This window comes from uncultured Caldilinea sp. (assembly GCF_937128415.1).
Taxonomy (GTDB): domain Bacteria; phylum Chloroflexota; class Anaerolineae; order Caldilineales; family Caldilineaceae; genus Caldilinea.
The window spans coordinates 1-23,142 of sequence record NZ_CAKZMJ010000094.1 but is presented as its reverse complement, the minus strand read 5'-3'; the positions used below and the strand labels follow the sequence as shown (position 1 = coordinate 23,142).

Below are 23,142 nucleotides of genomic sequence, written 5' to 3'. Positions count from 1 at the left end.
TCGGGTGAAAGGTTTGCTTCCGGTGTGTTGCGCGTCCCGTGTCGGAGAGGGAGCTGTTCGACAGTGCGCCGTGAGCGCATAGCCGCTAGGTCCGTCCCACCACCAACACGACGTTATGCCCGCCGAAACCAAAGGCGTTGACGATGGCTGCGCGTGCGTCCACGCGTTCGGCCCGATTGCCGACGATGTGCAGATCGATCGCCGGGTCGGGCGTGTAGTTGATCGTCGGTGGGACAATTCCTTCGCATAGCGTGCACACGGCGGCGACCAGCGACTGTGCGCCAGCTGCGCCGAAGCTATGGCCGATCATGCTCTTGATGCTGGTGACGTACAACCTATCTGTCCAATCGCCGAAGGCGCGGCGCAAGGCGAGCGCCTCGGCCACGTCGTTGAGCGGCGTGCCGGTGCCATGCGCATAGACGACGTCAACCTCTTCCGGGGCGATGCGCGCCTGTTGCAGCGCGCCGACGATGGCGCGCACGGCGCCGTCCGACTGTGGGTCGGGCGCCGTGACGTGATAGGCGTCGCCGGTCAATTTGCCCCCCAGCACTTCGGCGTAGATTTTCGCCCCGCGGCGTCGTGCGTGCTCTTCCGTCTCCAACACGACCGCCGCCGCCCCCTCCGCAGCCACCAGGCCGTCCCGGTCGATCGAAAAGGGGCGACAGGCGCGCTCCGGCTCGTCGGTGCGGCTTGACATGGCCCCCATGCGCCCGAACGCGGCCAGGGTGATCGGCGTAATCGAGGATTCGACGCCGCCTGCAATGAAAACGTCCGCTTCCCCCCGCTGCAGAAAGCGATACGCCTCCAGCACCGAATAGTGGCCGCTGGCGCAGGCCAGCGTGTGCGTCATCGCCGGCCCCTGCGCCCCGAGTTCAATGGCGACCGCAGCGCTGACTTCATGCGTCAGCATGTGCATCAGGCTCAGGGGCTCAAGCACATCCCATCCCTGGCGCGCCATACCCATGATGTAATGCTCCACCATCGCCAGGCCGGCGCCGCCGGTGGCCATGAAGACGCCGACGCGCTCGCAGTTGTCGGCGTCGATCGTCAGCCCGGCGTCGGCGACCGCCTGCTGCGCCACCGTGAGCGCAAATTGCGTCGCCCGCGGCCAGCGCTCGATCCCTTGTTTCGAGGGCGGAGGCGCATAGTCTTTCACCTCGCAGGCGATGGAGTAAGGCATCTCGCCGGGGTCAAAGGCCGTGACGCGCGCAGCCCCCGATTTTCCGGCCACAAGGCTTCGCCAGTAGTGCGCCACGTCGTTTCCAATCGGTGTGACGGCGCCCATCCCGGTGATGAAGACTCGCGTCATGGCTCCTCCTCGCTCAATGATGCATGCTCCATTGCGTCGGTTGCTTTGTCGGTGAATATGTGATGTATTCTACTGGTTCCATCGGTTTTCGTGAAGGTGAACATGAGGGCGAAAATGCATCTGCCATCGACCTTCATTCATACGATTTGCACTACATTTGGGGCAAAGGGTGAAGATTTTCTGCGAAACTTGTCCGCTCTTCTGGCCGAATATGCTCAACGTTGGCGACTGACGCTGGGGCCTCCTTTTGAGAATCTCTCCTATAACTACGTAGCGCCCGCCGTGCGCGCCGACGGACGCGAGGTCGTATTGAAGCTCGGCGTCCCGCATCGGGAGCTGTGGTCGGAAATCGAGGCGCTGATCTTCTTTGCCGGTCGCGGCTGCGTGCAGCTGCTAGAGGCCGACCCCGCCGGCGGCGCCTTGCTTTTGGAGCGCCTTCGCCCCGGGCGTCCGTTGCGCGCCCTGGTCGAAGAAGATGACGAGAGAGCAACCGCCCTTATCGCCGATGTGATGGCGGCGCTCTGGCGCCCTGCGCCGTCCGACCATGCGATGTTGACGATCGAGGCGTGGGCGCGCGAGTTAGAGACGCTGCGCCCCACCTTCGAGGGCGGTTGCGGACCATTTCCGCCCCATTTGGTCGATGCAGCCGAACGCCTTTTTCCGGAGCTATTGGCGTCGAGCGGCTCGACGGTGGTGTTGCATGGAGACCTTCATCACGAGAACATTCTGTCGACGGCCGAAGGCGCGTGGCTCGCCATTGACCCCAAGGGCGTCGTCGGCGAGCGCGAGTTCGAGGCGTACGCCATGCTGCGCAATCCTTTAGGATGGCCTTTGGCGCAACCCAACCCTGCGCGCGTGCTCAAACGGCGCATCGATCAGCTCGCCGAACGGCTCACGCTCGATCGCGAACGCATGCGGCTGTGGAGCATAGCGCAGTGCGTGCTCTCCGCCTGGTGGGATTACAGCGAGGACGCAGGAAGGGACTTCGGCGCTAAGAACGATGATCTTCAGGTCGCACAGATTTTGTGGGAGATGAAGGCATAAGAGATGGCGCCTGGATGCCGTTGAACGATGGATTTATAGGAGTTGCGCAGTTCACACGATAAAACGGTGCATCCGCGTACGGCGCTCCCCCTCTCCCAGCATTGGGAGAGGGGGGCGGGGGGGCTGGCGAGCATCTGCGGCTGCGAGCTGCGGCGACGGCGTTCCCCCTCTCTCCCGGTGTTGGCTGCGGCGACGGCGCTCCCCCTCTCTCCCGGTGTTAGCTGCGACGACGGCGCTCCCCCTCTCCCAGCGTTGGGAGAGGGGGTGGGGGGTGAGGGCCTTCCCCACGGCTCTTTGCACACGTCTCAGGTGGAGGGACGTCCATAAATGGCCGCCAGCGCGCTCTCGAGGGTGGGGTGTTTGAATTGGAAGCCTTCCGCCTCCAATCGCATGGAGACGCAATAGCGGCCGTAAAGGGCAAGCTCTGGATCGGTTTTCAGGATCAACGGCGCAGCCAGCTTGATCATCCAGCCCGGCGAAGGCAAACCGATCGGCGCGCCCAACGCTTTGCGCAGCGCCTTCATGAACTCGGCGTTCGAGACCGGATTGGGCGCCGTGGCAATGTACGCTCCCTGCATGGTTTCATCCCTGATGGCGCGCAGAAACAGCCGGTTCATATCTTCTTCATGCAGCCAGCTGATCCCTTGTTTCCCACTTCCAATCTTTCCACCGAGCCCGAGTCGGACGGCGAGCTCCATCCGCCGCAGGGCCCCGCCATTTCGCCCCAAAACGAAGCTTGTCCGCAAAATGACCTGGCGCATTTCGGGCAGCACGGCGCTGTGGTACGCGTCTTCCCATGCCTTGCCTACGAAAGGAGCCAGGCCATAGCCGAACGATGAGTCCTCTGTGCAGACGATCTCCGGCGGATCGCCGTAGATGTGCGCCGTCGACATCTGCACCCAGACCGGCGGAGGCTGCTTGATTCTGCGAAGCGCCCGTCCGATCAGCTGCGTCGCCTCCACTCTGGAGCGCAGAATTTCGTCGCAATGATCGGGCGTTTTGATGCAATCGACCGAGCGCCCGGCAAGGTTGACCACAGCGGCTGCGCCGTCCAGCTCGTCCGCCCAGGCGCCGAGCGTCTGGGCGTCCCAGCGCACGCACCGCCAGTCGCCCTGGTTGGAGGGCGGATGCCTTGAGATGATGCAAGCCTCGAATTCAGCGCTTTTGGAAAGGGCGCGCGCCAGGTTGAGTCCTAAGAAGCCGGAGCCGCCGACGATGACGACTTTACGCCTTGATCCGTGCATCGGTCTTTCTCCACCATACGTTTTGCTTTTATCCAAAGGCGAGCAAAATTTTGCTGTAAGAAGGCTGCACTCCAACGGCGCGCAACAAAGGGCCAGGATGGCGCAGCGCTTCCCGGATCAGCGCCAGGCGCAACTGCATGGGTGCAGCGAGAAAGACGCGGCCCATCGTCTGCATGACTTCGGCGGTGGTCAGTGTGTTGGACAAATAGCCGCCCCAGTAGCGCACCGGCAACTGAAAGAAGACGGCAAAAAATTGCTGCAACTGCGACTCATTTAGAGAGAGCAGCGTCTGCAAGCCGAAGAGATAGAGCTGATGTTTGCGCAGCCGCTCCTGCGGCCATAGGGTCTCCCAACCCGTCCGGGCGACGCCGGACGGAGAGGCGTTCGGCGCGCTCAGCGCGTGCGCAATTTGCTGCGCCAGTGGCGCGGCAAGCCGCAGCGCCGCGCCAACCTGGTAGCCGGAGGCCGGGTGCACCATACTCGCCGCGCCGCCGTAACCGAGCACCGGTTGGTCGAGATAGGGCACGGGCATGTTCATCGGGAAGAGGCAGTGCTCTTCGTGCTCCATTTCGGCTACGGCGCAGCCCATGTGAGCCAGCCGACGATGCAGGCGAGCTTTGAGCAAATCGAAGGGAACGGGGGGCGCATGCGCCAGCGAGGTCTCTTCGACGAAATAACGGCCGCCTCCCAGGTCCATTGCGTACAAAAAAGTTGGCGGCTCAACGCGTCGCTCCTCGGCGCTCAGATGCTCGGAGCGATAGTCCATCAACACCAGCTGTCCTGGTCGCACCGGCGCTTGGGTGAAGGCGCCCACCACGCCATAGGCGGCCTGATAGGCGATTGCGCTCGCAAGGGGGCGTTTGACGAAGACGGGCGTATGTCCGCTGGCATCCACCACCAGCCGCGTCTGCACGAGGCTGCCGTCCTCCAGCGTGACTTCAGCGCGTCTGGCCGTGTGCTCGACCAACCTCGCCGAGCCGCGGCGCCAGCGCATGCCCGCGCGCGTGCAGCGATCCAACAGATGCGTCTGGAGTCTGACGTTGTCGAGCAATCCATAGACCCGCTCCAGCCGCAGCGCTTGACCTCCTGCATACGAGACGCAGTCGCTCCAGCGATGACCAAGCATGGCGACGAGCTCGGGGGAAGGCAGCTCGTCTTCCCAGATGCCATAGGTGTTGCTCCACGGCGTCGCCGGGTCGGTGGGAGCGACGCCTTCGACGCAGAGACCGGCGTCGCACAGTGCTGCGGCCAGCGCCAGCCCGGCGGGCCCTGCGCCGATAATCAATACATCGGTTTTCATATTGCCTGTGCTTTAGCAAATCCTCCAGGGGCAACCCGATGCCTCTGGCAACTGGGTGATTGTCGCCTGTCTGAGGAATACCCTACCCGGCCTCGATGGCCCTGTCAAGTGGATTGTGCGCAGACAGCTCCTGCTGAAGCGTCAGCGCAGGCGCAAAGCTCGGCGCCAACTCCAACGCGCGCGCCAGCGCCTCCCGCGCGGCCTCGGCGTCCCCCACTGCCAGGAACGCGCGCGCCCGCCAGTAGAACAGCTCCTCGACGCTCTCCGTCTCCTCAAAGACGGCGTCGGTCAGCGCCAGTGCGTCCTGGGGGCGCCCTTCGGCGATATACGCCTCCAGCGGCGTGAATTGATACCAGAGCATGCGCTCCGGCAGGCCGATCTCCCGTGCACGGTCGAACGCAGCGGCGGCCTCGGCGGTGCGCCCCTGTCGCGTCAGGCTGCTCCCCAGGTTAAACCACGCAAAGACATCGTTGGGGGCAATTTCCAGCTCACTGCGCGCGCGGGCCTCAGCCTCTCTCCACATGTGTTCCGGCGCAAAGCCGTGCGCCGCCAGGATCGCTCGGACTTGCGGCGTCTGCTCGACGGGATGCACAAGCAGGAAGGTGCGATTGAAGACTTTCCAGAACCGGTCGAGGCGGTCGTAGCTCATGCGGATGCCGGCGTAGGGTTGCGCCGAGATCAGCCCCGTATAGTCGAGCGAGTCGTAGAGCGTCCACTGGCCGGCGGCGTCATCATAGCCCACCGCCAGTCGATAGTGGCCGATGCCGTCCCCGGGCGCGCGTTCATGCCAGGTTTCGAGCAACACGGGGAAACCGTTGCTGATCAACGTTTTCAGGAGATTGGCGTTGCCGTTGACGTAAAGGTCGGCGGCGTATCCCTGCGCCCGGGCAAAATCGACGAGCTCGTGAGGGCTGACGTTTTTGTCGTCGGGCGAAGTGCGCAGGACTGCGCCGATCGCCGCCTGATCGAGCGGGCTGCCGTAGTAGCTCAGGTTCATTGCCAGCGTGGCCGGGCCGCAATTGTTCCAGGTCTGCCATTCGTGGCGGAGGCCGCTGAGCAAGGCGGACGGCTGCGCCGGCGCGATGAGGAAGGACGGCGTCGGAACAGGCGTCGCCGTGGGCGTGGATGTCGGCGTCGATAGGGGCGTGGCTCCAGGCGGAGAAACCGGCTCAATGGACTGCACAGGAGTGGAGGCTGAACGTTCGACGAGAGATGCATCGAGGATAGGCGTCGAGGCGGGCAATGCGAGAACGGCAGGCTGCAGTGCGCCGGTGCGCGGCGGGGGAAATGGATCGTTGAACCACAAGCCAAGACCGATCACCGCCGCCGCCGCTGTTGCGGTCATGAGCATTGCCCATGTCAGCGCATTGAACGTGGGCGCATCGAATGGGGCAACTTTGCCTTTTCGTTTTCTTCCCTGAAATTGTGGTTGGTTCTTCACTCCTCGATCCGGAATGTCGCAAGCTCGACCAGCTCCGCGCCGTCCATTGTCCGAATTCGCGGCAACCCTTCGATCGTCGGATCGTACAAGACGGCGATCAAACGATAGCCGCCGGGAGGAAGTTCCGCCGGCAACCGCAAGCCATAGTTGCGCGTCATCGTGCGCCCATCGCCTCGACGCCATTCCGTCAGCGGCAGATCTTGTTGCGTCGCCAGCGCGCCGTCGTCGTTGAGCAGCTGCACCGACAGTTTCAGTGCGCCGACGTCGCCAGGCGGGCGCATCCCGACGAGCGTAAAGGTGAGCAGGCCGCCCGGAACGAGCTGTTGCCCTTCTAGCCCGGAGACGCCGTGCAGCAGAAAACCGTTTTCAAACAAGGCGTTCATCTCCGCCTCCACGCGCGGAGAAGGTTGACCGGCGTAGAGGAGCAACGGCCAGACGCCGACGCGTTCTTCGTCCACCCGATCATACGGACTTTGCGCCAACGCTGCCACCGCAAGGTCGCGGTCGTCCCAGTTGGCTGCCGGCTGCAACGGCAGCAGGATACGGCGCACGCCCGCTTTCGCCAGCGCATCGACCGCAGCGCGTGCACCCGCTTCGTCATGCGGGCCGGGCGGCAACACAATGTGCTCGACCGCGCCTCGATAATAGTACCACAATGTGGGATCGGGAAAATTTTGTGCAATGCGCACCTGTTCGGCGGGCAGGCCGGCGGAGAAACGCTCCAGCGCGGCGGCCAGATCTCGCCAGCCGCGCGTCTTGCTGTAGGCGGGGTCTGCATAGTGGCGATAGAGCGAGAGCGTCATGCCGGCGAGCAGCGCCGCCAACAGGAGCAACGCTGCGCCGCGCAAAAGCGGCTCGCGCGGGCCGGAGAAGCGGCGCCCGTCGAAGGCTGCGGCGATCAACAGGGCGAAGGCCGGCGCGCTGACGGCGAGATAGCGCTCATTGAAGATCGGTCGCTCCCAGGCGCTCCACCAGATGATGAGCACGGGCAAGGCGAAATAGCAAATCAGCAGCCAGAGAGTGCGGCGGTCGGTCGGCGAGCCTGCGCCGAGGCGGAGGACGGCGATCGCCAGCAGCAGCCCTCCCGCGACCGCCCATGCCGTGCGCTGTTCGGCCGGTGCCGTTTCCCCCACTGCAAAAACGCTCAAGGAACGCTGCGCCATCGACCAGAAGTCGGGCGAATCGCCGTTGCCGCCATAGCTGCCGATGATTCCCGCAACGCTGAGCAGCCAGGGCAGATAGAGCGCAGCGACGATCGTCTGCCACATGAGCCAGCGCGCCAGGCTGCTGCGTGCATTGGGGACAAAGAGCGCCCGCGTCGCCACGAAGAACGTGAGCGCAGCCAGTGCAAAGGCGGCGTAATAGTGTGTGTGCAGCGCCAGCCAGGCGACGGCGACGTACGCCAGCCCCCAGCGGCTGCGCTGCCGCTGCAAGGTCTCGACGCCCAGCCACACTGCGGCGACCGTCAGCGCCATGCTCATGCTGTACATGCGCGCATCCTGACTATGCCAGGCGGCGTAGGGGCTGAGCGCCAGCAGCAGCGTCGCCAACAACGCCGTCGCTCGCCGGAAGCCCAGGCGCAGCGCCAATCGCAGCGTCAATGCGACGGCCAGAACTCCGAACCAGACCGATGGAAAACGCAGGGCAAACTCACCGTCGCCCGCCAGGCTCAGCCATGGCTTCAACACAAAGTAGCTGCCCACCGGATGCGGCTCCGCCAGCGCAACGGTGGCCTCGATCATGCCGGCGTAGGTGCGCTGCACGAAAAAATAGCCGAACGCCTCATCTCCGCGCAGCTCCTGGTGGTCGAGCCGATAGGCGCGCAGCAAAAAGGCCAGCAAAAGCGCGCCAAGCGCAATCAGGCGCAGCAGGTTCTTTGATGAGTGCAGCTCGCCGCTGCGCATCGCTCGTTGAGCCTTCATCCTTGATTACTTCGCCTCCGCAGCGCGTCGAACGCGCCGGCGAGCAGAAGCGCAGCCAGCGTCCCTGCGCCGATCCAAAGGCCGTGGCGCACGCTCTCCGGCTGATAGTGCAGATCGATGACGCTCCTCCCCGCCGGAAGGGGGACGCCGAGAAAGCTGAGGTTGACGCGCAGCGCTTCAGTGGGCGGAGTTGGAGCACCCCGAGGCCATTCCACGACCCTCACGCGCCAGCCTGGCATCCAATTTTCGCTCACAACCAGCAGGCCGGGCGCCTCACTCTCCGCAGCGATTTCGACCCGGCCAGGCGCCCGTTGCACGAGCTGGACATCAGATGAGGCCTCACCACGATTCAGCGCCTGAGTTGGCTCGAACCGGCCTGTTGCAGCGTGCTCCGGCGGCAAGACCGCCTTGCGGTCGAGATCGAAGGCGTGATCGGCCAGCAATTTCACGCTCTCTTCGTCGTCGGCGACCACCGTTTCATACACGATCCACGCGCGCGGGTTGCGTTGCTCTAAACGGTGCAAATAGGTTGTATCCGCGCTCTGAGGGAATTCCGCCAACAGCGTGGAGGGGACGAACAGATCGCGACGCCATGTCAACACATGTTCGACGCCGGTCAGCCGCCACATGCGGTCCAACGGAAAGGCATCGAAGAGACGCGCATAAGTGGCCAGCCGCAGCGGGCTGGCGCCCCAGACGTCCTCCACGTTCACGCGCATGCCGTAGTCTTCATAGACGCGAAATTCGTTGTAGACGCGGCCCGGCGGCGTCGTTGTCTCGCCAAGCGATGGGGTGAAGGCACGATTGGATGCAACTGCCTGGACCGCTTCCACCTCCGGCGCCAGCAGCGTCTTGCGGGAAGGGCTGAAACGATCGAGATTGGTCGTGAAATTGGCCCAGAAAAGCGAGGCGAAGATCAGCAGAAGTAGCAACTGCGTGCGTTGGCGGCTCCACCCCGGCAGCCGCAGCAACAGTGCAAAGCCCGCCGCCATCCCGATCGCCAGCGCAGCCAACAGCAGAAAGCGCCAGGGGCCAATCGCCGTGCGCCCCGGCAGTTGCCAGAGCAGACCGAAGATATAAACTCCGCCGGTGACCACCCCTGCGTAGAGCGTCGCCAGCCAGGCGCGCACCGCCTGCGGCGCCAGATGCACCGCCAGCAGCCCGTAGCCGGCGAGCACGCTCAATCCAAACGCCACAAGGAAGGCGGCCCGCTCCTGTCCTCGAAACAGGTTGAAGCCCGGCGCCAGGTGATAGAAAAGCGGATACAGAAAGCCGTTGCCGCCGAAAGAGAGCAAAAGCGCAATCCCGGCCAGGCCCAGGAAAAAGAACGCGCCCCAACGGTGACGCAGCGGCAAGGCGACGTCCACTTCTCCTGCGCGCCAGTGGCTGCGCATCGCCGCCGCGCCGACCGCCACGAACGCCAACCCAAGCCCCACCACGCCGACGTACAGGGGCGAATAGTAGGTCAGCACGCCGGGCAGCAGCAACTGCCAGCTATCTTGCAACGGAAAACCGCCGCTGACGAAGGCGTAGTCCACGTCGGCGCGCACGCTCAGCCGCATATACTCCAGGCCCGGCAGGAGCTGGGGCGCACTCAATCCCGCGGCGACCGCCGCAGCCAGCAGCGCGCCCGCAGCGATCGCGCCCCCTTCCCTGACGCGGCGCGTCTGAAGCCAGCGCGCTGCGCTCAGCAGGAGCAGCCACGCCCCGGCCGCATAGAGCGTATACAGAAAAGTTTGGGCATGGCCGCCCAGAAAGCTCACCGCCGCCGCACCCCCTGCGGCGCTCCACCGCCGCCAGCATCGAGGCGACTCCAGGGCGCGCAAGAGCAGCCACAAGAGCAGCGGCAGCCAGATCGCCGTGCGCAACACGGCAAGCTGCGCCACCGGATAGCCTGTCAGGTAGCCCGAAAAGGCGAAGCTAACGCCCGCAGCCAGACCGGCGTCCTGGCGTCGCGTTAGTCGCTCCACCAGCAGATAGGTGAAAAAGCCGGCCAGCGCCACCTGCAAAATGGCCTCGACCTGTAAAAAATAGAGTCGCGCGGCCGCACCGTCGAAGGGCAACGTCAGCGCCAGCAGCAGGCTGCCGACCGGATAGAAGACGGCCGCCTGCACGTCGGCCAGAAAAGGGTGGCCGCTGTAGGTGTAGGGATTCCACACCGGCAGCCGTGCGTTTTGCATCTCTTGTTGAAGAAAGAGGCTAAAAGGCAAGAAATGATGGGTGAAATCGCCGTCAGGGAAGGTGCGCAGCCCCAGCAGCACCGGCGCATAGAAAAACGCCGCCAGGCCCAAAAAAAGGAGCAGCGCCTGGATTTTACGCCGATGCAGGAAACGCGAAGCCGAGAACATGGCTTTCACAGACTAGGGCTGCCTCACGACGCGCACGGCGCCTAACAAGACGAAATCGGGTCCATCGATAGTGACCAGGCGGGCCCCCTCATCGTCGGGATTGTAGAGGCCCGCAATAAGTGAATAGTCGCCTTCGGGCATATTTTCTGGCACCAGCACGCCCGCTCGCTCGATGAGGTTTTCACCTGCGGGCAAAGCGCTGAAGACCGTGTAGTTGTCGTCGGGGCCGGTGTCGAGCAGGGCGAGCGGGATGTTTTGCCCGCTGAGCAGCTGCACAAACCAGCGCAGATTTTGGTCGGTCGGCGCTTCCAGGCGATAGCGAATTTCGATCGGGATCGGCTTGCCGGCGAGCGCCACCGAGGGTGAGCGCACGGAAAGGATGGTGACCTGCTCGGCGCGACGACCGAGCAGCGCCTGGTTGATCGGTCGCTCCTCGACGCCGCCCAGGCGCACACCGGTGGCGTACTGCACCAGGCGATAGTCTTCATACCATGTGTCGATGGCCTTGAAAGCATGGTCGGCCAGCCATCGCTCCAGCGTGTTGTCCGGATCGTTCGGTTGAACGCCGCTCGTTACAAACCAGATGCGGTCATGCTGTTGGCTCAGCCGAGTCATCACGCGCTCCGTCTCCGGATGGCGCAGGCTGTCCAACGCGTAGCCGTAGGTGGGGATGTCGATCTTGCACTCGCCGGGCATCCAGTTCATCGGAATCTGATAGCTGTTGGGCGCTACGTTGACGAAGACATCCGTGGGCGAGACCGTGCGGCAGATGTCGCGAATGATGGCGCGATAGCCAACGTCTTTCCGTCCGTAGTGCGGCTGGCGCCCCACTTCTCCGGCCCAGGTGGCGATGACAAGCGCCGGTGCAAGCACGACGAGGGCGAACGTCGGCGCAGCGATGCTGTCGGTCGGCCTCTGCGGGGCAGCCGCCATCCGCCACCATACCGCCAGGAAGCCGATCAGCGTAATCACCGCCGCGCCGCCGATCAGCAGCACCAGCCACAGTACGACAGTTTGCGGCGGCTCGCCCTCCGCCCACAGCCAGCCCAGATCGCTGTTGACGACGAAGCCCTGCGCCATCAGCTTGAATTGACCGAAGACCGGGCTGTTGAAGAAATCGGTCAGGCTTTGCGCCGGCGGGCCGTAGCGCAGCGGGTCGTTCCAGTCGGTTGGGTAGAGGCTGCGCAATTGAATTTCATAGTTGACAAAATTGACGCTCACCGCAGCGAGCTGCACGATGAATGAGAACAACGCCAAAACGCCAGTGAGCCAGACGAGCGCACTGCGCATAGACGAGGGCCGCTTGTCCGCCTCTGGAGGCTCTTCCAGGGTCGAGGCGATCTCCGACTCTGCGCCGGAGGGATGCATCAGGCGCGCCTGTTTTTTCTTCGCCAAGGATGCGCTTTGCCTCGTCAGTGGCTCGATGACAATCGCCAACGGCAACACCCAGAAGGGCGTCAGCGGCGTGAGAAAGCGCGGCCCCCAGGCGAAGCCGCCCCACCACATCCACCACAGGCTATACATCGTCACCAGCGCCACGCTGAGCAGGGCGACCAGCGCAGCTTCGCTGCGGTGACGCTGCGCAAAGGGAACGAAGGCGGCCAGGCTGGCAATGAAAAGCGGCGTATGCCAGAACACCCCGCGATAGGGGCTGAGCAACAGTCCCCACAGGCCGGAAAGCAGCGGATTGGTGAAGCCTTCGCCCGCGTCGAAGTGATAGCCGGTGTCGAAAGGGTTCCCGAAGCGCACGAAATTGTAGAGCATCAGCAGCGCGGCTGCAAGCAGAATCGGCGCTGCGAGGGCCGCCGCCGGCGCCAGCCGCTGGAGGATGTTGTTCTTCGGCATCCCTTCGCTCGGCGCGAGGCGGCGGTGCAGCCACCAATCGAGAGCCGCCCAGCCGACGAGGATCAGAATAAGCACTGCATGCGCTGCGACGGTGGCGAGCGCCACGCCGGCGCCGACGCCGGCCAACGCCATCCACCACCAATCGCCGCTGCGCCTCCAGGTCAGCAAGCCGTAAAAGAGGGTGAGCAGGCTGAGCGCGCTCAACGGCTCGCCGAAAAACTGGTTGGCGTAAGGCCAGGCGATCGTCGCCAGCCCAAAGAGCAAACCGAGCGCCATGCCGGTGCGGTCGGAATAACCGAGCCGTCGCGCCGTCAGCCACAGCAGCGCAGCCGTGACCGCAGTGACGACCCCGTTCCAGAGCAGCGTCGCCTGGAGCTGGCCAAGGCTGATGTTGAACTCGGTGAAGATGTGAAAGAGCAGATACCAGGGAACCGCCAGAAAGGCGGGCGCCGGCCCCTTCTTGCTGTAGACGTCTCCCTCCGGGCCAAAGGCGCCCAGCACTTCGCCGGGGCTGTTGACCCACTGCGTCCACGCAATGGCGTTGGTGTCGATCGCTCCGCGCAGCGCCTGCGATTCGGTGACGGCGAAGAGGCTGACTTCATCGATAATGTGGAAGCGGCTGGAGTTGGTCAAGGTGTAGACCGTGACCAGCAGCGCCATGAGAACCAGGAGGCCGAAGGTGCGAGTGCGTTGCATGGGAAGCCTTGCGATGCGTTACGTGCGCAGCCCAAAGATGCGCAGCCTCAGAACGGCGGCGGTGTACTGTTGGAAGATCGACCAGAAGCCGGTCTTGCTGTCGCCGTGGCGGCGCAGGATGTAAAAGACCGGCACTTCGAGAATTTTCCAGTCCTGGCGCCACGCCGCCAGAAGGAGCCGAATAAAATAATCGCCATAGCCGTAGAAAATCGCCGGAAAGAGCGGCGCCAGCGAATAAAGCTTCTCGCGACGGATGGCGAAATAGCCGCTCAGGTTGTCCTGGATCTGCGTGTGCAACAGCGCGCGAATGAAAACGTTGTAGAGCTGGCTGAGACGATACCGGAGGCGATCTTCCATGCCGCCGCGCATGACGAAACGGCTGCCGATCACGAGGTCGTAATAGCGCAACAGATCGACCATCTGCGGAATCATCGCCGGATCGTGGTTGAAGTCGGTGTCCATGACGACCAGCGTGCGGCCATGCGCCAACAGCAAGCCATCGCGAATCGATTGGGCCAGCCCTTTGTCTTGCGTGCGCACGAAGAGCCGGACGCTCGCCGACGTTTTCCCGGACAAGCGGCCTGTGTCGGCGCCATTCAGGTTGTAGCGCCGGCGCACCACGTCCGCAGTGCCGTCCGGGCTGTTGTCATCGACCACCAGGACTTCAAACGCATAGCCTGTCGGCGCCAGCTCGCGTTGAATGGCGTCGATCAGATCACAGATGTTGTCGCGCTCGTTGAACGTCGGCAGCACGATGGAAACGTCGACTGTTCCCTGCGGCTGCTCCGCCAGAAATTCTTGCATCGTCACAACGTCCCATTGTAGCGAAGAGATGGGTGAAACTCGAAACGGAGGGCGTTTTAGAAAACCGTCACCGCCGGCCCAACGCGCAGAGAACGTCGCAGATGTAGTCGATCTGCGCGTCCGTCAGCGCGGGCGAGCTAGGCAGGTTGAGGCCGCAGCGGCTGAGATGCAGCGCCACCGGGCGCGGGGCGTCGCTGCGATAGGGGGGCAGCGTGTCCATCGGATGAAAGAAGGGGCGACTGTCGATGCCTCGTTCGCGTAGGGCCGAAATCAGTTCATCGCGGCTCAGCGCATAGGGCGGCTCGACCAGGATCGAGACCATCCAGTAAACGTTCGTATAGCCAGGACGCTCCGCAGCGAACGTGACGCCGGGAACGCCCGCCAACTGCTCCCGATAGCGCGCAGCGATCTCCCGTTTGCGCTCCAGGAAACGCTCGATGCGCTCCATCTGCGCTACGCCCACCGCCGCCTGCAGGTTGGTCATGCGGTAGTTGAAGCCGACCTCCTCGTGCCAGTAGCGGCGATGGGGCGGCATGGCATGGTCGCGCAACGTGCGGCAGCGGGCGGCCAGGGCTTCGTCGTCTGTCGTAAGCATGCCGCCTTCCCCCGTCGTAATAATCTTGTTGGCGTAAAAGCTGAACGCAGCGATGCGCCCCCATCCTCCGACGCGACGGCCATGAATGGCCGCGCCGTGCGCCTCGGCCGCATCCTCGATCAGGATCAGATGGTGCTTGTCGGCAAGCTCCTGAAGCGCAGGCATGGGCGCCGGATGGCCGTACAGATGCACCGGGAGGATGGCGCGCGTGCGCGGCGTGATGCGTCGCTCCACGTCCTCTGGGTCGATGCACCAGGTCGTCGGGTCCACATCGGCGAAGACAGGCGTTGCGCCGGTGTAATGGACGGCATTGGCGGTGGCGACAAAGGTCAGGCTGGGGACGATCACCTCGTCGCCGGGGCCGACGCCCAGGGCGTGCAGCGCCAGATGCAGCGCCACCGTGCCGTTGCTCACGCTGATGGCGTGCTGTACGCCGCAAAAGCGGGCGAACTCCTGCTCGAAGCGCGTGACGTAACTGCCCAGGCTGCTGATCCAGCCGCTGCGCACGGCGTCGAGCACGTATTTTTCCTCGCGGCCGTCGAGCAATGGGGTGTAGACCGGGATAAAATCCGGCGGTCGCTCCGACTCCTGCGCTTCCAGATATGGAAATAAAGGGAGTTGCTGAATCATCGTTTCTCTCGCCATGAGCGCAATTTTTCGCTCTGGTTGCTCCTTCGGTTAATTTGCCAAAGGAAGATTGTACTCGAAATCGGATGCGCCGACCAACTGTACTCCGTGAAAATAGATTCAATCCAAGGCTGCAAAGACGCCGGAACGCAAAGAAAAGCGGGAGAGCGTCTTGTGCGCAGTTCTTGGCGTCGCCGGGCACGACGACCCTTCCCGAGAAGGGCGAAAGTTTGTTGGACGCACGGCCTTGATCATGATACACTTGCGCTCATCAATTTCCTGAGCATCCCATACACTCTTCAGGTGCAAAATGACAGCCGCCTCCACCTACGGCCTGAACCCAACATTCTTTCCTTCTCAACCGGCGCGTAGCTTTCAGGAGGCCGAAGCGCGCATTCAAGCGTTGCAGGCCAGAGATGACGAATCCGTGCGCCTGGACAGCGGCATGCGCTTCTTCTCCCATGGGAAAAAGGTGAAGCGCTCGTTGGTCTTTTTTCACGGCTACACCAACGCGCCGCCGCAATTCGATCGTCTGAGCGCAACGCTTTTCGAGCAAGGATATAATGTTCTGGCGCCCCGCCTTCCCTATCATGGCCTGACCGATCCGATGACGACCGAGCAGCAGCGGCTCACGGCGGAAGATTTGGTGCGCACTATTCAAGAGAGCGTGGATATCGCCGTCGGCCTGGGCGAGCAGGTCAGCGTCTGCGGCATCTCCGCCGGCGGGGTGATGACCGCCTGGGCGGCGCAATATCGCTCCGACGTCGATCTGGCGCTGGCGATTGCTCCCTCCGCCGGCTTGCCCTTTGTCCCGATATGGGTCAGTTCGCTCTTTCGCAATCTTGCCCTGCGCATTCAAAACATCTACATCTGGTGGGACCCGCGCGCCAAAGAGCAGATCGTTGGCCCGCCCTATGCGTACCCGCGCTTCAGCACGCACAGCCTGGCGCAAATTTTCCGGCTTGGCCGTCATCTCTATGAAACGGCGGCGAACACGCCCCCGCGCGCCAGGCGTCTCAAGCTCATCACCAGCGCATTCGACGCGGCGGTGAAAAATCAGATCGCCTACGATACGGTGGAGCGCTGGGAGCGCCACGGCGTCAAAGTGGAGCGCTACACCTTCCCGCCGGAGCAGAGAGTCTGGCACGATATGATCGACCCTCATCAGACCTTTCAACAGGTCGATTTGACCTACCCCGTCATCTTGCGCATGTTAACTGAATAGCGCAAAGGGGTGCGTCAAATTTCGATTGCAAAATTGCCAAGGATCGAACAAAATATCCATAGAAGAAGGTGAGAGAAGAGGAAGCGCTGCTCGCAGCAGCGCCATCGATTGTCAGAATCATTTGTCATTGATTTTCAGGTGTTTGGAGAGGAGTTCTATGCCAGAGGACGGAGGTCTGTACGAGTTCGTTCACATCTCTGAAATCGCATCCACCACGCGCGACCTGATGTCGCTGAACCTGAAGCACCGCACGCAGCTCGGTGGTCGCAGCGAGGGCGTTTCCTCGCGCAGCGACCAGCAGGTCGAGCACATTGTGCTGCAGCAGGCGCGCGATTTCGTCGGTCGGGCGAGGGAGGGCTTCATGCTCAGCGTGCGCCAGTCCGACGTGCCCACCAAAGGCGAGCTGCGGTATCTGCTGGAGCGCGTCCTGTTGGATTGGTCGTCGCTCAGTCGGGAGCTTGGCCTTGAAGAGGGGCGCGCTCCCGCCGATGAGCTGAGCTCTGCGGAGACGTTGCGCCTGGTGCGCCGCCAGTTGTTGGCCTTCGGCATGGCGGCGACGGCGCTCGGCGCGCTTCCGCGCACGCCTGCAGAAGAGGTCACCTTCCCCTACAGCTATGGCAAGCCGCCCACCTACTGCGACATCCCCGCCCCCTCCTCGCCGGCGGAGATGCTGCACCGCCTGGAAGAGGTGGAGTCGATGCTTTGGAAGTTGATGTCGATGGAGTGGCAGGAGCTCGTCAACCATCACTACGGGCCGTTGCGCCGCACCTACGGCTTCTTCGAGGCCAACGCCCGGCTGGCGCATCAGGAGGCGGAGCGTTTCGGCGTGAAGCCTGCGCGTCGCACGTTGCAGTTGCCGGCGTAGGCAAAGCATGCAACCTTCCAGAAAGCTCCGGACTTCCTGGAAGGTTGCATTTTACGGGAACGCTTCGCCTGGCTGCGTTTATGCGACCGCCTCGACGCAGCCAACCTCCGCCATGAGACGGCGCAACGCCTGCGCTGCATAGGCCATCCCCTCCGGCCCGCTGAAGCCGCTGCTGTGTCCGGCGATCGCCAGATGCGGCTCCAGCGCGAGAATCCCCTGGTAGCCCGCCTCGCGCAGCCGCATGAGCAGCTCCGGCACCTGGCCATCGCCCTCGCCGGCCGCACAGACGGAGCCGTCGCTCAGGTGAGCGTCTTTGATATGCACATAGCCGACGTATGGACCCAGCAGCGACCATCCGCGCTCCGTCACCCGCTCCTCGCCCACCTGCACGAAGTTGGCCGGATCCCACACAAAGCAGACGTTGCTCTGATCGAGCTGTTGCATGATGCGCGCACAGCGCGCAACGGTGTCGCCCACGATCTCCTTTTCATTTTCGAGCATGAGTTGATAGCCATGGGCTGCGGCGCGCTCGGCGAGGCGCGCCAGCCGCTCGACGGCAGGTTCGACGTACCGGTCATAGTGCGCATTGGTCGATGTGTCGGGCGGATAGTAGGAAAAGACGCGGATGCGCCGCGCGCCGACGATTTCCGCTGTGCGCATGATGCGATCCAGCTTGCGGAATTCCTCCTCCATGGCGCCGTCGAGCGGCGATTTGCCGATGGGGCTGCCGATGGCGTTGACGCGCACGCCTGCAGAGGCGCACAGTTCCGCCACCTTGCGCGCCTCCTCGTCATCCAGGTCGAGCACATTTTTGCCCCAGACCGTGCGCAGCTCCAGGCCGGGGATGCGCAGCTCATTGAGCACGCGCAGCTGATCGTGCAGCTTGACGGCGATTTCGTCGCCGAACGCGCTGAGGGTGAAGGTCGCTTCCGCCATGATGCATTCTCCTCTCTTAGTGGTGGGTTTGAGCGTCGGCCTGCAGTTGGGCCAGCAGCGCCGCGTATTCGCCCCGATCGACCGGAAACTCGACGGCCTGCTCCTTGCGGCTCGAGAGCGTGATGGCGTTGGCCAGCTCCAACGACATGCGCGCCGATTCGCCGTCGGCCAGCAGCGCTGCACCCTCGCGGATGGCGGCGTAGACGTTGGCGTAGATGTCGTTGTGGCTGCCCGTCCATCCGGAAGGCAACGTCACTTCCACTGCCTGCTGGCCAGGTCCATTGTAGATTTCCTCCGTCGTGGGGAAGAAGTCGCGCAGGTCTTGCTCGAAGCGCTCAAAGCGCAGGCCGCCCTGCGTAATCTCCAGTCGGCCGGCGGTGCCGAGAATTTCGATGCGCTCCGGCTGGCCCGATTCGGCGGTGCTGACGTGCAGCGATCCGATGGCGCCGTTCGGCCACTCGAACATCGCCTGCACCGTGTCCTCGGTTTCGATGGGGTGCAGCGTCGTGCGCGTCCATGCGACCGTGCGCTTGGGCAGGCCAAGGAGATAGCAGATCAGGTCGAGGTTATGCGGCGCTTGATTGAGCAGGACGCCGCCCCCTTCGCCGTTCCAGGTGCCCCGCCAGGTGGACATGCGGAAGTATTTGTGCGAGCGCGGCCAGACCGCGATCATGTTGAGATGTTGCAGCTTGCCCAGCGCGCCGTTTTGAAGCAGCTCATACGCGGCGCGGATTTCGGGCCGCGAGCGGTGTTGAAAATTGACCGCCAGCAGACGCTTTGCGCGACGCGCCGCTTCGATCATGGCGTCGGCGTCCGCCACCTGGATCGCCATCGGCTTTTCGACCAACACGTGGGCGCCTGCCTCCAACGCGTCGATGGCGATCGATGGATGCGAGGGGTGGGGGGTCATGATCACCACCAGCTCCGGCGCAACCGCGGCCAACAGCGAGCGGTGATCGGTGAAAAAGGGGACGCCGTGGGCGTCGGCGCGCGCCTTGGCGCCGGGGTCGATATCCGCCATGCCGACCAGTGTGAAACGCTCCGGCGTCGCCGCGCGTTCGTGGAGAGGATAGATGCTGGCGCCGTTGCCAACAAAAGCGGTGCGAATCGGTTGTGAAAAAGTGTGTGAATGCATAATCGTTTCCGCTCTGGTTATTGAATCGATTGTTCGATGTTGCGTAAGAACTTCAGATTTTCCCGAAGCGCCGTGCGCGAGTCATAGCGCTGGCTGAAATCTTCGACGACAATCCATCCATCATATCCGACGCTGCGCAGCGCCTGAAACAGCGCATGGAAATCGACCACGCCATCGTGCAGCGGCGACCAGCGCGGCCGCCACACGCCTCCACCCGGTGGACGCTCAAAGGCGGCGTTTTTGACATGGACATGGCCCAGGTAAGGCCCCAGGATTTCCAGGCCGCGGCGATACTCTTCGTAGCCTTCAAAGACCATGTTGCCGCAGTCGTAGATCACGCCGATGCAGGCCGGGTCGAACCCGTCCACCAGCCGTCGCGCGGCGGAGGCGCTGGCTGCAATCGTGCCGTGGTGCATCTCGATCAGCGCCTTGACGCCGTAGCGCTGCGCCAATGCCTGCACCTCGTGCAGAAAAGCGAAGCTGCGTTGGAAAAGCGCCGGAAAGGCCTCCGGTGAATTGGTGCGCGCCACGCCCACGCGGATCGCAGGAGCGGCGGCGGTGGCTGCAAATTGCAGGGTCATTTCGACGGCGGCCAGATCGCCTACGTCAATGTACGCTCCCAGGTTAGGGATCGTCAGCCCCGCCGCTTCCGCCAGCGCACGCGCGCGCGTTGCCTCCGCCAGGGTGGGCGCCAGCGTGCAAAGGTTGTTGCGCCAAAAGGAAGGGGATTCGTTCTTCATCGCTGGGGGCGTCGCCGCGACGCGCCACTCCACCCCCTCATAGCCCGCCTCTCGGATTGCGGTCGCCGCCTCCTCCGGAGTCAGGTCAGGCAGCATGACGGTGAAAACTCCATATTTCATGGATGACTCTCTTTCGTTGGATAGGTGGCTTGTAGCCTCATGGTGCGCAGAAGACGCTTGCTCTTTTTGTGCAACCGGGTTTCTCCAATCGCTTGCTTTTGTCCCTCGTCACTCGCTTCCCCTCCACCGCCGATCAGGCGGTCAGGCGCTTAGAATATCCCCACAAAGGCGCAAAGACGCCGAGAAATACTGGTGTTTTTCCCTCTCTTTTGAGCCTCCTTTGTGTCTTAGCGCCTTGGTGGTGAACTATCTCGCTCTGACTTTCGCAGCCTCTTCGGCGGTCGGAGACGCAAGCCCTGACGCCGACCGAATTGTCGGACTGCGCAACGTGAGTTATAGCGTTCTTTCCGCAGAGTCGCTGCACTCGGCGCTCTCTGCGGTGAATCTCGCCGTGAGTTCATGTAATCCAATCCAGCACCCGAAACCAGGTGGACACCAACGGCAGGTAGAGCCGATCGTAGGGCACGAACGCATAGCGCGGGTGCTTGATCTGCGCAAAAAGCGTGGAGGTGCGCTTCCCGGCCAACACTTCACCCATCTCCTTACCCAATAAACTGGCGATGGAGACGCCATGGCCAGCGTAGGCGTACGCGTAATGGACGCCGTTGACGCGACCAGCGTGCGGCATCAGGTCCAGCGCAATGCCCAGGTTGCCGCTCCAGGTGTGGGAGATCGAGACGCCCGCCAGCTGCGGGAAGACTTCCAGCATGCGCGCCTGCATCTTGCGCGCACTGTCGATGAGGTCGAGCGAAGTCGAAAGGTTGTGGCGTCCGCCGAAGAGCATGCGCCCATCGGGCGTCAGTCGGAAATAGTTGAGGAAGTGTTTGCTGTCGAAGAACATGCGCCCGCGCGGACTCAGCTCCTCTTGCAAGGAAAGCGGCAGCGGTTCGGTGGTGATGATGTAACTGCCTACAGGAAAGACGCCCTGGCGCAGCGGGCGGATGACGTTCGTGGTGTAGCCGTTGGTGGCGACCAACACTTCGCGTGCGTTCAACGTTCCTCGGTTGGTGATCACCAGAAAGCCGGTGCGCGTCCGCTTGACGTCCATCAGCGCCGTGCGCTCCACCAGCAGCGCGCCTTTGCGCGCCGCCGCCTGCGCCAGGCCGAAGACGTAGCGGGCCGGATGCAGCCCTGCGCTTCTGGGATCGATCAGGCCGCCGTGATAGGCGGCGGAGCCGATCTCGCTGTGCAGTTCGGCCTTGCTCACGACCCAGAGGTCGGTGTAGCCGAGCTGTTCACGGAACCAGCGCGCTTCCTCTACAAATTGGGCGAAGTGCTGCGGCTTGAAGGCGAGCAGCAGATGGCCGCTGCGCACGAAGTTGCAGTCGATCTTTTCTTCGACCGTCAATTGCTCGACATAGTCCACTGCATCCAGCGACCACTGCCAGAAGGCCCGGCCCATCTCTGCGCCATAGCGCTTGAAGACCACCGGCATGCTCTCTTTGAGGCCGGTCAACGCCATGCCGCCGTTGCGACTGCTGGCGCCCCAGCCGATGGTCTCTTTTTCCAGCACGGCCACCGATGCGCCGGCCTTGCGCAGGGCGAGCGCTGCGTTGAGGCCGGTGTAGCCGCCGCCGATGATGGCGACGTCGGTGACTTCGGGCAATGGGCTGATGGGAAGGTTGGCGGGGCGAGGACAATCTTCGGTCCAGTATACAGAGGTTTTCATGGATGCGCTTCAGATTGCTTGTCGATGATCGGTTGATGGCTTTAATCAAGGTTGATGGCTTCAATCAAGAATGTACTCGAATTGAGGCAAAGATTCAAATACCTTCGCTATCCGAGACACTTCCACAGCCATTGCATGTTTTGCAACCGAAAGCGGCGTCCGGTGCACTCTCTTTTGTAAATTCCGTGTTGCGCCCCTGGCTCGTCAGACATCCCACCAGCCTTCACCTCAAGGCGATGGGCGCAACGAACCTCGCAATTATTGCGGCAGCCGCCGCACGACATATAATGCACAGAGGATAACGCACAGAGGATGACGACCTGAACGTCGAATCGACTTGGGTTGGGCGCAAGGTTCATCCTTCGCTTGCACGCTTTTGGGGTGAATATGGAACGCACTTTCTTTCTCATTGCAGCTTTGCTGGGCGGTCTGTCGGTGGCGTTGGGGGCGTTTGGCGCCCATGCGCTGCGCGGCCGCATCGAAGAAACCCTGCTGGCGAACTACCAGACCGGCGTCAGCTATATGTTCTACCATGCGCTGGCGCTGTTTGCCGTGACGCTGGCCCTGGGGAAGTGGCCGGCCAGCGCGCTGCCTGTCTGGGCGGGCTGGCTCTTCATCGTGGGAATTGTTTTCTTTTCCGGCAGTCTGTTTGTGATGGCGTTGACCGGCATGCGCTGGCTCGGCGCTATTACGCCGATCGGCGGCGCGGCCTTCATCGTCGGCTGGCTGTTGCTGGCGGCCGCCGCCTGGCGCGCATAAAGGGGGAGCTGATGAATCTAGCTGAATTTCGCGCCTCTCTGGCGCAGGCGACGCCGCCGACAGGCGTCAGCCCTGCGTTGCAGGCGCTCTGGTATGCTGCCAAGGGCGATTGGGATCGCGCCCATGAGATTACCCAACCGGGCGGCCCGGCGCTCGACTGGGTGCACGCCTATCTCCACCGCGTGGAGGGCGACCTGGGCAACGCCGCCTACTGGTATCGTCGCGCAGGCAAGCCTGTGGCCACCGGATCGCTTGAGGAAGAATGGGCGGCGCTGGTCGTCGCCTTTCTGGCAGCGCAAGATCGGTCATGACCGAAAGGCCGATGCAGAAGCACCGGGCGAAATAGAACGGTTTTTGCGCTTTGTGATGAGCGTTCTCTTTTTCTATTCAGGCAGCAAGGTCTCATCCAAGAAATTAAGGTTCTGATGCACGACGACGAACGGCGAGGCATGGGGTTTGCCATCGCCTGTTACACAATCTGGGGCGCTTTTCCCCTCTATTTTCGGCTGCTGGCGCCA

At 63.1% G+C, this 23,142-nt stretch carries 18 protein-coding genes; 5 read left to right on the top strand and 13 right to left on the bottom strand.

From position 1 onward, the window contains the following. Nucleotides 1–85: 85 nt before the first annotated feature. Complete coding sequence (locus tag Q0367_RS17665) at nt 86–1,309, bottom strand: beta-ketoacyl synthase (RefSeq protein WP_298983851.1); 1,224 nt, start codon at nt 1,307–1,309, stop codon at nt 86–88. A 189-nt stretch (nt 1,310–1,498) separates the two neighbouring features. Between Q0367_RS17665 and Q0367_RS17660 the strand changes: the two genes are divergently transcribed. Next, nucleotides 1,499–2,353, top strand: coding sequence for an aminoglycoside phosphotransferase family protein (locus tag Q0367_RS17660; RefSeq protein ID WP_298983849.1), 855 nt, complete (start codon nt 1,499–1,501; stop codon nt 2,351–2,353). Nucleotides 2,354–2,658: 305 nt separating this feature from the next. Here Q0367_RS17660 and Q0367_RS17655 read toward each other — a convergent pair whose 3' ends face one another. From Q0367_RS17655 to Q0367_RS17620, 8 genes are all read right to left on the bottom strand, one after another. Continuing rightward, nucleotides 2,659–3,597 carry a TIGR01777 family oxidoreductase gene (locus Q0367_RS17655; RefSeq protein ID WP_298983847.1) on the bottom strand — a complete coding sequence of 313 codons (939 nt, stop codon included), beginning with the start codon at nt 3,595–3,597 and terminating at the stop codon, nt 2,659–2,661. A gap of 28 nt (nt 3,598–3,625) precedes the next feature. After that, a complete protein-coding gene (crtL, locus tag Q0367_RS17650) occupies nt 3,626–4,897 on the bottom strand; it encodes a lycopene beta cyclase (protein ID WP_298983845.1) in 1,272 nt (423 codons plus the stop codon). Between the two features lie 82 nt (nt 4,898–4,979). Continuing rightward, nucleotides 4,980–6,242, bottom strand: a complete 1,263-nt coding sequence (locus tag Q0367_RS17645; RefSeq protein ID WP_298983841.1) for a C39 family peptidase — start codon at nt 6,240–6,242, stop codon at nt 4,980–4,982. 92 nt (nt 6,243–6,334) lie between these two features. Next, nucleotides 6,335–8,260, bottom strand: coding sequence for a glycosyltransferase family 39 protein (locus Q0367_RS17640; protein ID WP_298983839.1), 1,926 nt, complete (start codon nt 8,258–8,260; stop codon nt 6,335–6,337). Beyond that, nucleotides 8,257–10,617, bottom strand: a complete 2,361-nt coding sequence (locus Q0367_RS17635) for a hypothetical protein (protein WP_298983837.1) — start codon at nt 10,615–10,617, stop codon at nt 8,257–8,259. The genes Q0367_RS17640 and Q0367_RS17635 overlap by 4 nt, the downstream gene beginning before the upstream one ends. Nucleotides 10,618–10,620: 3 nt before the next feature. Continuing rightward, nucleotides 10,621–13,149, bottom strand: coding sequence for a glycosyltransferase family 39 protein (locus tag Q0367_RS17630; RefSeq protein WP_298983835.1), 2,529 nt, complete (start codon nt 13,147–13,149; stop codon nt 10,621–10,623). Between the two features lie 18 nt (nt 13,150–13,167). Beyond that, nucleotides 13,168–13,953 carry a glycosyltransferase gene (locus Q0367_RS17625; protein ID WP_297633005.1) on the bottom strand — a complete coding sequence of 262 codons (786 nt, stop codon included), beginning with the start codon at nt 13,951–13,953 and terminating at the stop codon, nt 13,168–13,170. A gap of 67 nt (nt 13,954–14,020) precedes the next feature. Beyond that, nucleotides 14,021–15,178: a DegT/DnrJ/EryC1/StrS aminotransferase family protein gene (locus Q0367_RS17620; protein WP_297632589.1), complete on the bottom strand. Its 1,158-nt coding sequence runs from the start codon at nt 15,176–15,178 to the stop codon at nt 14,021–14,023. Nucleotides 15,179–15,485: 307 nt separating this feature from the next. On the opposite strand from Q0367_RS17620, the gene Q0367_RS17615 reads away from it, so the two are divergent. Continuing rightward, nucleotides 15,486–16,400, top strand: coding sequence for a carboxylesterase (locus tag Q0367_RS17615; RefSeq protein WP_297632586.1), 915 nt, complete (start codon nt 15,486–15,488; stop codon nt 16,398–16,400). 157 nt (nt 16,401–16,557) lie between these two features. Beyond that, nucleotides 16,558–17,265 carry a hypothetical protein gene (locus Q0367_RS17610; protein WP_297632583.1) on the top strand — a complete coding sequence of 236 codons (708 nt, stop codon included), beginning with the start codon at nt 16,558–16,560 and terminating at the stop codon, nt 17,263–17,265. A gap of 78 nt (nt 17,266–17,343) precedes the next feature. On the opposite strand, the gene Q0367_RS17605 is transcribed toward Q0367_RS17610, so the two are convergent. From Q0367_RS17605 to Q0367_RS17590, 4 genes are all read right to left on the bottom strand, one after another. After that, nucleotides 17,344–18,201: a sugar phosphate isomerase/epimerase gene (locus tag Q0367_RS17605; RefSeq protein WP_297632580.1), complete on the bottom strand. Its 858-nt coding sequence runs from the start codon at nt 18,199–18,201 to the stop codon at nt 17,344–17,346. 16 nt (nt 18,202–18,217) lie between these two features. Beyond that, nucleotides 18,218–19,336: a Gfo/Idh/MocA family protein gene (locus Q0367_RS17600; RefSeq protein WP_297632577.1), complete on the bottom strand. Its 1,119-nt coding sequence runs from the start codon at nt 19,334–19,336 to the stop codon at nt 18,218–18,220. A 17-nt stretch (nt 19,337–19,353) separates the two neighbouring features. Next, nucleotides 19,354–20,196 carry a sugar phosphate isomerase/epimerase gene (locus Q0367_RS17595; protein WP_298983832.1) on the bottom strand — a complete coding sequence of 281 codons (843 nt, stop codon included), beginning with the start codon at nt 20,194–20,196 and terminating at the stop codon, nt 19,354–19,356. Between the two features lie 397 nt (nt 20,197–20,593). Next, the gene (locus Q0367_RS17590; protein WP_297632572.1) at nt 20,594–21,865 is read right to left on the bottom strand and encodes an FAD-binding oxidoreductase; all 1,272 of its coding nucleotides are present in this window, start codon (nt 21,863–21,865) and stop codon (nt 20,594–20,596) included. Nucleotides 21,866–22,252: 387 nt separating this feature from the next. On the opposite strand from Q0367_RS17590, the gene Q0367_RS17585 reads away from it, so the two are divergent. After that, complete coding sequence (locus Q0367_RS17585; protein ID WP_297632569.1) at nt 22,253–22,624, top strand: DUF423 domain-containing protein; 372 nt, start codon at nt 22,253–22,255, stop codon at nt 22,622–22,624. 11 nt (nt 22,625–22,635) lie between these two features. Continuing rightward, nucleotides 22,636–22,935: a hypothetical protein gene (locus Q0367_RS17580; protein WP_298983831.1), complete on the top strand. Its 300-nt coding sequence runs from the start codon at nt 22,636–22,638 to the stop codon at nt 22,933–22,935. Nucleotides 22,936–23,142: the final 207 nt, after the last annotated feature.

Coding starts and splice junctions, on each gene's coding strand:
- Q0367_RS17665 (WP_298983851.1), bottom strand. CDS start 1,309: ATGACGCGAGTCTTCATCACCGGGATGGGCGCCGTCACACCGATTGGA.
- Q0367_RS17655 (WP_298983847.1), bottom strand. CDS start 3,597: ATGCACGGATCAAGGCGTAAAGTCGTCATCGTCGGCGGCTCCGGCTTC.
- crtL (WP_298983845.1), bottom strand. CDS start 4,897: ATGAAAACCGATGTATTGATTATCGGCGCAGGGCCCGCCGGGCTGGCG.
- Q0367_RS17645 (WP_298983841.1), bottom strand. CDS start 6,242: ATGACCGCAACAGCGGCGGCGGCGGTGATCGGTCTTGGCTTGTGGTTC.
- Q0367_RS17640 (WP_298983839.1), bottom strand. CDS start 8,260: ATGAAGGCTCAACGAGCGATGCGCAGCGGCGAGCTGCACTCATCAAAG.
- Q0367_RS17630 (WP_298983835.1), bottom strand. CDS start 13,149: ATGCAACGCACTCGCACCTTCGGCCTCCTGGTTCTCATGGCGCTGCTG.
- Q0367_RS17625 (WP_297633005.1), bottom strand. CDS start 13,953: ATGCAAGAATTTCTGGCGGAGCAGCCGCAGGGAACAGTCGACGTTTCC.
- Q0367_RS17620 (WP_297632589.1), bottom strand. CDS start 15,178: ATGATTCAGCAACTCCCTTTATTTCCATATCTGGAAGCGCAGGAGTCG.
- Q0367_RS17615 (WP_297632586.1), top strand. CDS start 15,486: ATGACAGCCGCCTCCACCTACGGCCTGAACCCAACATTCTTTCCTTCT.
- Q0367_RS17610 (WP_297632583.1), top strand. CDS start 16,558: ATGCCAGAGGACGGAGGTCTGTACGAGTTCGTTCACATCTCTGAAATC.
- Q0367_RS17605 (WP_297632580.1), bottom strand. CDS start 18,201: ATGGCGGAAGCGACCTTCACCCTCAGCGCGTTCGGCGACGAAATCGCC.
- Q0367_RS17600 (WP_297632577.1), bottom strand. CDS start 19,336: ATGCATTCACACACTTTTTCACAACCGATTCGCACCGCTTTTGTTGGC.
- Q0367_RS17595 (WP_298983832.1), bottom strand. CDS start 20,196: ATGAAATATGGAGTTTTCACCGTCATGCTGCCTGACCTGACTCCGGAG.
- Q0367_RS17590 (WP_297632572.1), bottom strand. CDS start 21,865: ATGAAAACCTCTGTATACTGGACCGAAGATTGTCCTCGCCCCGCCAAC.
- Q0367_RS17585 (WP_297632569.1), top strand. CDS start 22,253: ATGGAACGCACTTTCTTTCTCATTGCAGCTTTGCTGGGCGGTCTGTCG.
- Q0367_RS17580 (WP_298983831.1), top strand. CDS start 22,636: ATGAATCTAGCTGAATTTCGCGCCTCTCTGGCGCAGGCGACGCCGCCG.